Genomic DNA, 12,591 nt, shown 5'->3' on the forward strand with positions numbered 1-12,591 from the left:
GATCCTTTTACTGATGCACGGCGAGCTGGTAGGCCGTGTACTTACGAATATTGATGACGCCGGTGTCGAAGATCAGGTACTGACCCTTGATCCCCAGCAGCGTACCTTCGGCAATCGGGTTCTTGTCCAGGTTGAAGCTGACGATCTTGGTCGGATACTGCTCGATCGGGTAGCGAATTTCGATCGGTTCGATGTCGGCAATGGTCTGGATGGCGTGCAAACCAAAGCGTTCCTGCAAACCCAGCAGGCCTTCGGCGCAGGACGCAAACAGCTCGTCGCGTACCTGCTTGAGGTCGACCGATTGCGCATCGCCCTTGAGCAACGCACGCCAGTTGGTCTTGTCGGCGACCTGGCTGCGGAACAGGTCCTCGACGAAACCGGACTGCTGGCGTGTTGCAACCCGCATGATCGGCAGCGCCTGGCTGGCGCCCTGGTCGAGCCAACGGGTGGGCAGTTGGGTGGCGCGGGTGATGCCGACCTTGATCCCCGACGAATTGGCCAGGTACACCACATGGTCGGTCATGCAGAACTGTTCGCCCCAGCTGGGATCACGGCAGGTGCCGGCGTCGTAATGGCAACGCTCGGGGCTCATGATGCACAGGTCGCACTGGGCCAGCTTGGTCATGCACGGGTAGCAATAACCCTGGCTGAAGCTGGTCTTGGTCTTGCGGCCGCAATGGCTGCAATGGATGGCGCCGAGATACTCCAGGCGTACATGGGTGCCGATCAACGGGTTGACCGGCACCTCGGTATCGCCTAGCCGAAACGCATATTGAACGGTCGGCTCACCGAGTTGCGCCGACATTTTGCTGACTGCACCGCGACCGATTTCAATCAATGGATCGCATCCGACTTGAACAGGATGTTCGGCACGGTGGTCGACTTCGACTGGCATTCCTGCGGGCCCATGTAGCCGGTGCGCTGGTCTTCGGGCAGGTTCTGGATTTCCCAGGCGATCACCGCTTGCAGGGACAGCTCACGCTGTTCTGCAGTGAGCTTGCGGCCATCGGACCATTTACCGATTTCCACGGCGAGCTTGAGGCTCTCGTAGATATCCGGGGTGATGTTTTCGATCATTTCAGCAAAAGAGGACATGAGGCTCTTCCTTATCAAATAGAAGATTTGCGACGGCTGTACAAGCCGCCCAGCAAACCCGTCAGGCAACCGATAACCAGGCCGCCAACATGGGCAGCATTGGCGATTTCACCGAAACCGATCATCGAGACCAGCCCCGACAGGCACAGAACCAGCCACACCAGCATCATCACCAGCACCCCACGGGGCAAGCGATAAGCCGGGTTGGGCGACAGCAATTGAAAGATCCAGCAATGCCCGAGCAGACCATACAACACGCCGGACAACCCACCAAACAGGCCAGGGCCGCCATAGGCGTATTGCGCGTAGTTGGAGACCAGGCTGAACAACAGGGTCAGGCCCAGCAGGTTGATGCCGCCCTGGCGCACTTCGATGCGCCGCCCCAGTTCCCAGTACCACATGCCGTTCATGGCCAGGTGCAGGATGCCGAAGTGGATCAGCATTGGCGTGATCAACCGCCACCACTGGCCGGAAGCCAATGAATCGGCCAATGGCGTGAACTGGATGTACTCGCCCGTCACCCGGAAAGGCAGGAACGTCAGCCAGCTCATGGCTTGCAGGTTTTCACCGAGCAAGGTCACCGCGCCGACAATGATGCTTGCCAGCAGCACCAAGGCGGTGACCGGGCTATGCCGCAATTGCTGGACAAAGCCCGGGCGCGAAACGGGCGCCTGCTCTGGAATATCCAATTGCTGGTCCGGGTCGCCCGCAGGAAAGCGTTCGTAGAGCACGCGCACGTCGTCGCTGATGGTCTCGGGCACCCACAACACCTGCTCGCCGGCTTCTTCGCTGACGCGATGGGGCACCTGCATGCGTTGCAGCAGTTTGACGAAACCGCCCAGGTCGACGCTCAGGGGCAAGCGCAATACGGGCACGGCACTCATACAATCACCTCGGGTCGCTCAACGTCCACCCATACGAATTTACCTGGATCCAGGCGGGTTTCCTGGTCCAGGCGGTAGGCCACCAGCTTGCCGTACAGCACCGCGCTGTAGTCCAGGCAAGCCAGGTTCGGGCGGATCGGCGCCGGTTTGCCGCTGCGCCAGTAATGGCCGACGAACAGCAAGGGTTCGTCGACGCCGTAGCGCAGCAGGGAATTCTTTTGGCTGGACGATAACGGTGTGCGTGCCACCGGCTCTGGCAAGGCATCGGGTTGGAACACGATGTCGCCATAGGTCTTAGGGTCGTCCTCCCAGAATTTGGTGCGGAAGAAGGAACGTGTCAGCCCGTCGCCGCCGGTCAGGGTCAAGCCATCCGGCAGGCGCATGTCGGTACCGCGCAGCAGGCGGTCGAACGCGTTGCAGGCAAAACTGCCCGGCACGGCCGCGGCCTGCAGGAAGTGCTGGTCGATGCAGCCGTCGGGGAAGGTCGCGCGCAGCGGCTGGATAAACCCATCGTCCCAGCACGCATGCACCACGCGGAAACGCCCGGCGTCGACAAACAGCGGCATGTCATAGAACCAGCCGAGGAAGTCATGCCAGTCGGCGGGGTGATGCTCGAATTGGGTCAGGGTCTCGTGGATCAACCGCTCGTGCCGTGGGTTGTGCTCGCGCACGAACTGTTTGCCACTGCCGGGTGGCGCCGGCGTGGTCCAGCCCAGCGCATTGAATTCGTGGTTGCCCATGATGCACAACGCCTGGCCGGCCTCGGTCATGTCATGGACGATATGCAACGCCTCGCGAATGCGTGGGCCACGGTCGATGATATCGCCGAGGAACACCGCCATACGCGACGGATGGCGCCAGGTGCCAGCCTGTTTGTGGTAGCCCAACAGGTCGAGCAAGTGCTCAAGGGTATGAGCGCAACCGTGCACGTCACCAATCAGGTCGTAGCTACGCGCGGGATCGAGCATCAGTCGCCTCCACCCCCCAAGCGGCTGCCCCAGCCCAACTTGGTACGGCACACTTCATAGTAGTTGTGGTCCAGCGGGTGGATCAGCCGCAGCTTTTGCGCCTTTTTGCTCACGGTGATGGTGTCACCGGGGGCGCAGGTGAAATGGTTCTGCCCGTCACAGGAGACTTGCGGGTAAATCTGCATGTCTTTGGAAACCACGATTTTCAGCTCACTGTTGCCGTCGACCACAATCGGCCTGCTGGACAACATATGGGGGTACATCGGCACGATCACAATGGCGTCGAGCTTGGGATGCATGATCGGGCCGCCCGCCGACAGTGCATAGGCGGTAGAACCGGTGGGCGTGGCGACGATCAGGCCGTCGGCCTTCTGGCTGCAGACGAACTGGCCGTCGATATACAGCTCGAACTCGATCATCCGCGTGGACTTGCCGGGGTGCAGCACCACATCATTGAGGGCATCGCCCTGGCCGATGGCTTCGCCGTGGCGGCGCACTTCGGCTTGCAGCAGGAAGCGGTTTTCCACCAGGTAATGGCCATCGAGCACCTTGGCCACTTCCACTTCCAGTTCATCGGGGCGGATATCGGTCAGGAAACCCAGGCTGCCACGGTTGATCCCCAGCACCGGCACGTTATGCCGCGCCAACGCCCGGGCGGCACCGAGCAAGCTGCCGTCGCCGCCGACCACGATGACCATGTCGCACACTTCGCCAAGCATCTTGCGCGACGAGGTCTGCAGGCCGTGGCCGGGGAGGATTTCAGCGATGGTGTCTTCGAGGATCACATGCAGGTGGCGTTCCAGCAGGAATTTTTTCAGCCGGCGGACGGTGTCCAACACCTGGGTACTGCCCAGGCGACCGATAATGCCGATATTGCGAAATTGCTCCATGGGGCTCCTGCGGGCTTGGGGTGTGGCAAAAAAGAACGATTATGGGCGAAAGGCTGCTTCAGGCAAAATCCTTTGTCGCCGTGAAGCCTTGATGACAACGCTTCTCAGCCACCTGACCCAGCGTAAAAGGCTATGCTCGGACCATGACTCTGTTCCCCGACTTGCACAACCTGCCCCGCCAGCTGCGCCACCCCGAGGTGCGCGACCTGGCATGGGTGATGCTCGCCCCGCCGATGCTCGCGCAAACGCCTTGGCCGCAACGCCATCCGCTGGCGGGCAGTGACTGGGTGCAGGCGCCCGACCGCCTCGAACAGTGGCTGCGGCAATTGGACCAGGACAGCAGCGCCTTGCAGCATTGGTTGAACCTGTCACGCACCCGGCGCCTGGGCTTGTACTACGAGCGTCTGTGGCAGTTCGCCGTGCAGCATGCGCCGGGCGTGGAACTGCTCGCCGCCAACCTGCCGATCCGCCGCGCCGGGCATACCCTGGGCGAACTGGACATGCTGCTGCGCGACCGCGAAGGCGTGCACCACTTGGAACTGGCGATCAAGCTCTACCTCGGCCCGCAGGACGGCGATGGCCTGGACACCGCGCAATGGTTGGGCCCAGGCTGTCATGATCGGCTGGACCGCAAGCTGGCGCACCTGGCCCAGCATCAATTGCCGATCTCGGCACGGCCGGAAAGTCGCCAAGCGTTGTCGGCGTTGGATATCCAGCAGTTCGATGCGCATTTATGGCTCGGCGGCTACCTGCTGTATCCCTGGCCGGGCCAGGCCGAACCGCCCCGCGGCGCCCACCCCCAGCATCTGCGTGGGCGTTGGCTGCACCAGCGCGATTGGCGCGACTTTGTCAGCACCCGCCCACCCGGCCGCTGGCAACCCCTGCCCCGGCACGCGTGGCTGGCGCCGGCGCATTACCCTGGAAGTGAGGTATGGAGCAAGGAACAGATGCAGGGATGGCTGACGGACCTCAACCCGATGGCACCGGCGCAGTTGCTGGTACGGCTGGTGCAGAGCGGAGAGGATTGGGAGGAAGCCGAGCGCTTGTTTCTGGTGGCGGATCTTTGGCCGAATGTGCCGGGGGCTGGCGGATAGATTGGGGGGTGTCTGTGAGAGCCTCATCGGGGGCAAGCCCCCTCCCACACTGACCGCATTCCAAATGCCTGTACTCGGTCAAATGTGGGAGGGGGCTTGCCCCCGATAGCGGCGACCCAGGCACTACAACCTATCGATATGCCGATACTCCAACTGCAACCCCACCGCCAACTCCTGGGCGCGCCCCAACCTGATCGGCCCGCGCTCGATATCCACCAGCAACCCCGCACACGCCAATAACGGCAACCCAGCAATGTCCTTGAGTCGCCCATCCGTGATCACCAGCACACGCTGCTGCTCAGCCGGATAACGCTTGCGCCGCGCCATCAGCCAATGCCCGGCCTCGGTCAACGCCGCCAGCAACGGCGTCCCCCCGCCTGCCCCCAATTGCTCCAACCAACCTGCCAGGCTTTTCGCCGCCTTGAGCCCCTGCACCTGCCATTTGGGCGACTGCCCGCTGGCCGTCAGCAATGCCATGCGTGCGCGCTGTCGATAAGCGTCATCAAACAGTTGCGCCAGCACGCCCTTGGCATCGGTCAACGCGCGGTGCCGCCGAGTGGAGGCCGATGCATCGACGATCACCAGCCACAACTCATGGGCCGAACGGCTGCGCAGGTGAAACAGCAGGTCGTCACGGCACTGCGGCCGACCACCGAGCAAGGTGCCCGGCCAGTTGATCGTGCCCTGCCTGGCGGCGCGCGCCTTGCCGTGCCGGCCTTTCTCCAGTCGCCCCGCCTTGGGTCGCGCATCCGCCCCCGTGCCAGGTCGAGGGCGGATGCCTAGGGCTTTTTTGGCCAGGTGGGCACTTCTCGGCGAGCGCCTGTGGGCAGGGCCGGTGCAGGCATGTCGCCCCATTGACCTTGGCCGGGTGCGGTGTCCGTGTGGCTTGCTGACGGACCTTCATGGGGTGGGCTGGCCGGTGCGGATGGCCCCTGGCGACGATGGCGCAAGGCAAATTCGGCCACGGCGTCGATATCTTCCTCGGCGATGGCGGAGGCCCCACGCCACGCCGCATGGGCCCGTGCGCCACGCAGCCACACCAGGTCGGCGCGCAGGCCATCGACCCCGGCGGCAAAACAGCGCTCGGTAATCTGCGCCAACGCCTGGTCATCCAGTGGGATACTGTCGAGCCGCGCCCGCGCCTGGGTGCAACGCTCGCGCAAGGCTGCCTGCGGTTCAGCCCACTGTGCGCAGAACGCAGCGGGGTCGCTGTCGAAATCCAGGCGACGGCGGATGATCTGCCCGCGCTCGGCCGGCAAGGTGTGCCCGCTCAGCGCCACGTTGAAACCGAAGCGGTCGAGCAACTGCGGACGCAGCTCGCCCTCCTCCGGGTTCATGGTGCCGATCAGTACAAAGCGCGCCGAATGCCGGTGGGAAATACCATCGCGTTCGATCAGGTTGGTGCCGCTGGCCGCCACATCCAACAGCAGGTCGACCAGATGATCAGCCAACAAGTTGACTTCATCGACATACAGCACACCGCCATCGGCCTTGGCCAGCACGCCAGGGGAAAACTGCGCGCGACCTTCGCCCAGTGCGGCGTCCAGGTCCAGGGTGCCCACCAGCCGTTCTTCGGTGGCGCCCAGGGGCAAGGTGACAAACTGACCGCTGGCCAACAGGTCTGCCAGGCCACGGGCCAGGGTGGACTTGGCCATGCCACGCGGGCCTTCGATCAGCACGCCGCCAATCCTGGGGTCGATGGCGGTCAGGCACAGCGCCAGTTTCAGGTTTTCGGCGCCGACCACGGCGGACAGCGGGAAATGGGGAATATCAGTCATCCGGGCTCTCTATTAATTCTGCTGTGCAGGCATCTTGTGGCGAGTGGGCTTGCCCCGCGTTGGGCCGGCAAAGCCGCCCCCATCTAAATAACACGGCGTTATCCCTGGCAGGGCGCGGCGAACCTGTCAGGGCCGCTTCGCGCCCCAACGCGGGGCAAGCCCGCTCGCCACAACAAGCCCGATTGCCACAACAGCCTGGCTTGCCACAGCAAGGGCATCTCGTGTTCTAACTGTCTTCTTCTATATCCAGCAACAGGTTTTCCAGGGCTTCACGGTACGCCCCCGGCGCCTGCCACATGCCCCGCTGCTGGGCTTCGAGCATGCGCTCGGTCATGTCGCGCAGGGCATCCGGGTTGTGCTGCTGCACAAACGCCCGGGTATCGGGGTCGAGCAGGTAGGCGTCGGCGAGCAAGGCGTATTGGTGATCGTCGATCAACGCGGTGGTGGCGTCGAAGGCAAACAGGTTGTCCACGGTCGCCGCCATCTCGAACGCACCTTTATAGCCGTGGCGCTTCACGCCTTCGATCCACTTGGGGTTGGCGGCGCGGGAACGGATCACCCGGTTCAGCTCTTCCTTCAAGGTACGCACCCTGGGCAAATCCGGCTGGCTGTGGTCGCCATGGTAGCTGGCGGCCTTGTCGCCGCTCAGGGTTTCCACGGCGGCAAGCATGCCACCCTGGAACTGGTAGTAGTCATTTGAATCGAGCAGGTCATGCTCGCGGTTGTCCTGGTTCTGCAACACCGCCTGCACCTGGCTCAGGCGCTGGGCGAACTGCTCGCGGGCGGCGGTGCCTTCATCGCCAGCGCCGTAGGCATAGCCGCCCCAGTTCAGGTAGACCTCGGCCAGGTCCTCGCGGCTTTGCCACAGGCGGCCGTCGATCGCACCCTGCACACCCGCGCCATAGGCACCGGGCTTGGCGCCAAAGATGCGCCAGCCAGCCTGCTTCGCCGCCGCCTCTTCGTCCAGGCCCGACTCAAGCAACGCCGCACGCTCGCTGCGCACCTTGGCCGCCAGCGGGTTCATGTCGTCCGGCTCATCCAGTGCCGCCACCGCCTGCACCGCTGCATCAAACAGGCGGATCAGGTTAGCGAAGGCATCGCGAAAGAACCCGGAGACCCGCAGCGTGACGTCGACGCGCGGGCGATCCAGCAGGCTGATCGGCAGGATTTCAAAATCATCCACGCGCTGGCTGCCCGTGGCCCACACCGGGCGCACGCCCATCAGCGCCATGGCCTGGGCGATATCGTCGCCGCCGGTACGCATGGTGGCGGTGCCCCACACCGACAGGCCAAGCTGGCGCAGGTGGTCGCCATGGTCCTGCAAATGCCGCTCGAGAATCAGGTTGGCCGATTGAAAACCGATGCGCCAGGCTGTGGTGGTCGGCAGGTTGCGCACGTCCACGGTAAAAAAGTTACGCCCGGTGGGCAGCACATCCAGGCGCCCCCGGCTCGGCGCGCCACTGGGCCCGGCGGGCACAAAGCGACCACTCAAGGCATCCAGCAGGCCACGCATTTCGGCGGGGCCACAAGCATCCAGGCGCGGCGCCACGACGATGCGCAGGCTTTCGATGACCGCTTTCACAGCCTCCCAACCCGGTTCTTCCAACTGTTCGAGCGGGCCTTCCAGCGCCTGCTCGATCAAGCGCGCTGCGTAGCGCTCCAGGCGCTCGCGGGTGTCGCCGGCGGTACGCCATGACTGTGGATCGATCGTTTGCAGGACCTGGGGCCGGCGACCGGTCCACGGCTCGGCCAAGGCGCAGTCCAGCGGATCGAAACCCAGCTCGAACGCCTTGGCCAATACGCGCAGCAAACTCGATTGCGGGCCACGCCCGTCGCCACGCGGGATGCGCAGCAACGCCAATAAGGTATCGATACGCAAGCGGCCTGCGGGCGACTCGCCAAACACATGCAGACCATCGCGTATCTGCGATTCCTTCAAGTCACACAGGTAGGTATCCAGGCGCGGCAACCAGATCGCCGCGTCGGCGTCGCTGTCCAGTTCCAGTTCCTGGTCGATGCGGGTTTCGCGCACCAGCTTGAGGATGTCTTTTTGCAGCTCACGGGCGCGGCGCGGGTCGAGCAATTGCGCCTCGTAGTATTCGTCGGCCAACAGCTCCAGGTCGCGCAACGGCCCATAGGTTTCGGCACGGGTCAGCGGCGGCATCAGGTGATCGATGATCACTGCCTGGGTGCGGCGCTTGGCTTGGGCGCCCTCGCCCGGGTCGTTGACGATAAACGGGTAGATATTCGGCAGCGGGCCCAGTAACGCGTCGGGCCAGCAGTTTTCCGACAGCCCCACGCCCTTGCCCGGCAGCCATTCCAGGTTGCCGTGCTTGCCGACATGGATCACGCCGTGGGCGCCGTAGGTGTGGCGCAACCAGAAGTAAAACGCCAGGTAAGCATGCGGCGGTACCAGGTCCGGGTCGTGATACACCGCGCTGGCGTCCACCTGGTAGCCGCGTGCGGGCTGGATACCGACGAACGTCTGGCCCAGGCGCAGGCCGGCAATCATCAGGCGGCCGTCGCGACACATCGGGTCGTTGTCGGGCGAGCCCCAGCGCGCCAGTACCGCTTGGCGGTTGGCCTCGGGCAAGCGGCTGAACATCACCGCGTAGTCGTCCAGCCCCAGGCTTTGGTGGCAGGGGCGCAGGTCGAGGCTGTCCAGGTCGTTGGTGACACCGCCGAGCAGTTCATGGATCAGCGCCGTGCCGCTGTCGGGAAGCGTCTCCGGCACCGGGTAACCTTCGCTGTGCAGGGCGCGCAGGATATTCAGCGCGGCGGCCGGGGTATCCAGGCCCACGCCGTTGCCGATGCGGCCATCCCGGGTCGGGTAGTTGGCCAGGATCAGCGCGATACGCTTATCCCCATTCGGCACCCGCGCCAGTTCGACCCAGCGCCGCGCCAGTTCGGCAACAAAGTCCATACGCTCCGGCGCGGCGCGGTAGCACACCACGTCCGACTGGCTGCGCTCACTGCGCCAGGCCAGGTCCTTGAAGCTGATCGGCCGGCTGATAATCCGCCCGTCCAGCTCCGGCAAGGCAATGTGCATCGCCAGGTCGCGCGGGCCGAGGCCTTGTTCGCTGGCTTGCCAGCCGGGTTGGTTGTCCTGGGCGCAGATCGCCTGGATCACCGGGATATTGCGGCGAAACGGGCGTAGATGGGGGGCTTCGGGGCTGGATTGGGCAAAGCCGGTGGTGTTCAGAATCACCGCCGCATTGACTTCATCCAGCCAATCCTCGACCACCGCCAGGCAGCCGGGCTCTTTCAAACTGGCCACCGCCACCGGCAACGGGTTAAGGCCCGCTGCCTGCAAACGCTGGCAGAACACATCGATAAAGCCGGTATTGGCCGCCTGCAAATGAGAGCGATAGAACAGCACCGCCGCCACCGGAAACTCCGGGTGCCACTCCATTTGCCAGTCATTGAGGCGGGCATTGGCTTGATGCGGGTGATAAATCGCAGTGCGCGGCAGAGTGTGTGGCTCGGCCCAGGCGTAGTCACGCTGCAGATAAGCGCTGGCCAGGCAGCGATAAAAATCCAGGGCATTGCCCAGGCCACCCTGGCGCAGGTACTGCCACAAGCGGTCGCGTGCCTCAGCGGCCACGGTGCTGAGGCCACTGAGTTCCGGGTCCGGGCGATCATCACCGGGCACCAGGATCAACGTGACGCCGCGCTCGGCCAGCGCCACCAGGCGCTCGATACCGTAGCGCCAATACCCGATGCCACCATGCAGCGAAATCAGGATGACCTTGGCATGGCGCAGCACTTCATCGACATACAGATCGACCGAGGCGTGGTTCTGCACCTGCATGGGGTTGGCCAGGCGCAGGCTCGGGTAGTCCTCGGGCAACTGCTGGGCGGCTTCGGCCAGCAGCGCCAGGCTGGAATCGCCGCTGCACAGAATCACCAGCTCGGCGGGGGTTTGCCCCAGGTCGGCGATATTGTCGTCCGCGACGAAGCCGCCGGGTTGAGTCCTGAGCAGGTGCATGGGTTAAACGTTGAGCGCTGCGCGCAATTGCGCTTCGAGGCCGGCCGCGTCCAGCGCCTGGCCGATCAGCACCAGGCGCGTGATACGCGCCTCGTCGGCCCCCCAGGCGCGGTCGAAGTGCTTGTCGAAACGCGTGCCCACGCCCTGGATCAGCAGGCGCATCGGCTTGTTCGGAATCGCCGCGAAGCCTTTGACACGCAGGATGCCGTGCTGCACCACCAACTGGGTCAGCGCGTCGAGCAACAGTGCCTCATCGGCCTGGGGCAGGTCGATGGAGATGGAGTCGAACGCGTCGTGGTCGTGGTCGTCTTCACCGTCGTGGTGATGATCGTGATGGCTGTGGCGGCCGTCGATATGCTCTTCGGAGCCGGCGCCCAGGCCAATCAGCACGTCCAGGGGCAGGCGACCGCTGCTGGCTTCGACGATCTTCACCGCGGGTGGCAGCTCTTCGGCCACTTCCAGGCGCACGCGGGCCAGGTCCTCGGGGCTGATCATGTCGCACTTGTTGAGGATCACCAGGTCGGCGCTGGCCAACTGGTCGGCGAACAGTTCATGCAACGGCGATTCGTGGTCCAGGTTCGGATCAAGCTTGCGCTGGGCATCGACCTGGTCCGGGAAGGCGGCGAAGGTGCCGGCGGCCACCGCCGGGCTGTCGACCACGGTGATCACCGCGTCGACGGTGCAGGCGCTGCGGATTTCCGGCCATTGGAAGGCTTGCACCAGGGGCTTGGGCAAGGCCAGGCCCGAGGTTTCGATGAGGATATGGTCGAGGTCGCCGCGACGGGCCACCAGTTCGCGCATCACCGGAAAGAACTCTTCCTGGACGGTGCAGCACAGGCAGCCGTTCGCCAGTTCATACACGCGGCCGTTGGCTTCTTCCTCGGTGCAACCGATCGAGCATTGCTTGAGGATCTCACCGTCAATGCCCAACTCGCCGAATTCGTTGACGATCACCGCAATGCGACGGCCCTGGGCGTTATCGAGCATGTGGCGCAGCAAGGTGGTTTTGCCCGAGCCGAGAAAGCCGGTAACGATAGTGACGGGAAGTTTGGCCAGTGTTTTCATCGGATGCCCTTGGGGGCGGGCATACGGGACGATAGGCCCTGCGTGGCGCGCAGCAGCAGATTTCGTCACCGGATCACCCCGCCCGGTTGAATTGGAAAATCGGTTGCGAGGCAGGTCTCCTGGCTTGGGGCTTGCGGGTCTTGCGACCGGCGCTGGCTGCGCCTTCCCGCCGCAATGGCAGTGGCGTGGCAGTCAGATAAACCCTTCACAGTTGCGGGGGCAGCCGCGGCTTGAACCGCGTTCCCTTCTTAGCTTCGGCCTGGGCCGAAGAACCTCGAAGGTGCAAGGCTACAGGGGCTCGGTCAATTTGACTACCGTCGCTCTGCATGCTTTCCTACACGCCTTGTTTCGGGTGCCCTTCACAGGGTGAAACGGGAAACCGGTGAGTCATAGCCTTATGACCAGTCCGGTGCTGCCCCCGCAACGGTAAGCGAGTGAAGCGTCAGATCCACTGTGCCTGTACGGCATGGGAAGGCGACGCTTTATAGACCCAGTGTCCCTCGCAAGCCCGGAGACCGGCCCGAATAACATCAGATAACAAACCCGCGGTGGGCGGGCGCTGTTAAAACCCTGCGTGCCCGGCTCGCGGGGTTTGCATGCGCTCGTTTCACCCTGAACACGATAGGGACGCGCCATGTCGATCATCAGCAGCACTTCGCACACCGCCAGCAGTACCGCCACCCTCAGCCAACGCCTGACCGCCGCCATCGGCGCCTCGATCCTGGGCGCGTGCCTGGTGTATTTCGCCGGGTTCTCGCATATCGAGGCGGTGCACAACGCAGCCCACGATACTCGCCACAGCGCCGCGTTCCCGTGCCACTGAGACCTG

11 protein-coding genes and 2 riboswitches are annotated in these 12,591 nt (G+C 64.0%); of the genes, 2 read left to right on the forward strand and 9 right to left on the reverse strand.

Translation table 11 applies throughout. The annotated features are described in order from the left end of the window. Window positions 1-7 precede the first annotated feature (7 nt). From P2T68_RS21165 to P2T68_RS21185, 5 genes are read right to left on the reverse strand one after another with little or no spacing between them, the layout of a single operon-like run. Window positions 8-838, reverse strand: coding sequence for a DUF2797 domain-containing protein (locus P2T68_RS21165; protein ID WP_024075136.1), 831 nt, complete (start codon window positions 836-838; stop codon window positions 8-10). Beyond that, window positions 835-1,095 carry a DUF1315 family protein gene (locus tag P2T68_RS21170; protein ID WP_017528545.1) on the reverse strand — a complete coding sequence of 87 codons (261 nt, stop codon included), beginning with the start codon at window positions 1,093-1,095 and terminating at the stop codon, window positions 835-837. Before P2T68_RS21170 ends, P2T68_RS21165 begins: the two co-directional genes overlap by 4 nt. Before the next feature lie 14 nt (window positions 1,096-1,109). Next, window positions 1,110-1,979 (reverse strand): rhomboid family intramembrane serine protease, encoded by an 870-nt coding sequence (locus tag P2T68_RS21175; RefSeq protein ID WP_024075135.1) that lies wholly within the window; start codon window positions 1,977-1,979, stop codon window positions 1,110-1,112. After that, complete coding sequence (locus P2T68_RS21180) at window positions 1,976-2,950, reverse strand: metallophosphoesterase (RefSeq protein WP_162163607.1); 975 nt, start codon at window positions 2,948-2,950, stop codon at window positions 1,976-1,978. Before P2T68_RS21180 ends, P2T68_RS21175 begins: the two co-directional genes overlap by 4 nt. Further along, window positions 2,947-3,837, reverse strand: coding sequence for an NAD(+) kinase (locus P2T68_RS21185; protein ID WP_003217892.1), 891 nt, complete (start codon window positions 3,835-3,837; stop codon window positions 2,947-2,949). The genes P2T68_RS21180 and P2T68_RS21185 overlap by 4 nt, the downstream gene beginning before the upstream one ends. Before the next feature lie 143 nt (window positions 3,838-3,980). On the opposite strand from P2T68_RS21185, the gene P2T68_RS21190 reads away from it, so the two are divergent. Next, window positions 3,981-4,931 carry a DUF1853 family protein gene (locus tag P2T68_RS21190; RefSeq protein ID WP_277378246.1) on the forward strand — a complete coding sequence of 317 codons (951 nt, stop codon included), beginning with the start codon at window positions 3,981-3,983 and terminating at the stop codon, window positions 4,929-4,931. Window positions 4,932-5,054: 123 nt separating this feature from the next. On the opposite strand, the gene P2T68_RS21195 is transcribed toward P2T68_RS21190, so the two are convergent. The 4 genes from P2T68_RS21195 to cobW all read right to left on the reverse strand — a co-directional run bounded on the left by P2T68_RS21195 (window position 5,055) and on the right by cobW (window position 11,762). Further along, the gene (locus P2T68_RS21195; RefSeq protein WP_277379766.1) at window positions 5,055-5,657 is read right to left on the reverse strand and encodes a VWA domain-containing protein; all 603 of its coding nucleotides are present in this window, start codon (window positions 5,655-5,657) and stop codon (window positions 5,055-5,057) included. A gap of 53 nt (window positions 5,658-5,710) precedes the next feature. After that, a complete protein-coding gene (locus P2T68_RS21200; protein ID WP_102624234.1) occupies window positions 5,711-6,709 on the reverse strand; it encodes an AAA family ATPase in 999 nt (332 codons plus the stop codon). A gap of 226 nt (window positions 6,710-6,935) precedes the next feature. Continuing rightward, a complete protein-coding gene (gene cobN, locus P2T68_RS21205; RefSeq protein WP_024075130.1) occupies window positions 6,936-10,697 on the reverse strand; it encodes a cobaltochelatase subunit CobN in 3,762 nt (1,253 codons plus the stop codon). Window positions 10,698-10,700: 3 nt separating this feature from the next. Then, window positions 10,701-11,762 (reverse strand): cobalamin biosynthesis protein CobW, encoded by a 1,062-nt coding sequence (gene cobW / locus P2T68_RS21210; RefSeq protein WP_024075129.1) that lies wholly within the window; start codon window positions 11,760-11,762, stop codon window positions 10,701-10,703. Between the two features lie 91 nt (window positions 11,763-11,853). Next, a riboswitch (cobalamin riboswitch) is annotated at window positions 11,854-12,054 on the reverse strand. Window positions 12,055-12,095: 41 nt separating this feature from the next. Further along, a riboswitch (cobalamin riboswitch) is annotated at window positions 12,096-12,301 on the forward strand. A 95-nt stretch (window positions 12,302-12,396) separates the two neighbouring features. Between cobW and P2T68_RS21215 the strand changes: the two genes are divergently transcribed. Continuing rightward, a complete protein-coding gene (locus tag P2T68_RS21215) occupies window positions 12,397-12,585 on the forward strand; it encodes a CbtB-domain containing protein (protein ID WP_024075128.1) in 189 nt (62 codons plus the stop codon). The last annotated feature ends 6 nt before the right edge of the window (window positions 12,586-12,591 follow it).

It is taken from the genome of Pseudomonas sp. G11, assembly GCF_029457515.1.
Taxonomy (GTDB): Bacteria; Pseudomonadota; Gammaproteobacteria; order Pseudomonadales; family Pseudomonadaceae; genus Aquipseudomonas; species Aquipseudomonas gorinensis.

What these genes read in the sequence shown, in the direction of transcription:
- P2T68_RS21170 (WP_017528545.1), bottom strand. Translation starts at nt 1,095, where the DNA reads ATGTCCTCTTTTGCTGAAATGATCGAAAACATCACCCCGGATATCTAC.
- P2T68_RS21175 (WP_024075135.1), bottom strand. Translation starts at nt 1,979, where the DNA reads ATGAGTGCCGTGCCCGTATTGCGCTTGCCCCTGAGCGTCGACCTGGGC.
- P2T68_RS21185 (WP_003217892.1), bottom strand. Translation starts at nt 3,837, where the DNA reads ATGGAGCAATTTCGCAATATCGGCATTATCGGTCGCCTGGGCAGTACC.
- P2T68_RS21190 (WP_277378246.1), top strand. Translation starts at nt 3,981, where the DNA reads ATGACTCTGTTCCCCGACTTGCACAACCTGCCCCGCCAGCTGCGCCAC.
- P2T68_RS21200 (WP_102624234.1), bottom strand. Translation starts at nt 6,709, where the DNA reads ATGACTGATATTCCCCATTTCCCGCTGTCCGCCGTGGTCGGCGCCGAA.
- cobN (WP_024075130.1), bottom strand. Translation starts at nt 10,697, where the DNA reads ATGCACCTGCTCAGGACTCAACCCGGCGGCTTCGTCGCGGACGACAAT.
- cobW (WP_024075129.1), bottom strand. Translation starts at nt 11,762, where the DNA reads ATGAAAACACTGGCCAAACTTCCCGTCACTATCGTTACCGGCTTTCTC.
- P2T68_RS21215 (WP_024075128.1), top strand. Translation starts at nt 12,397, where the DNA reads ATGTCGATCATCAGCAGCACTTCGCACACCGCCAGCAGTACCGCCACC.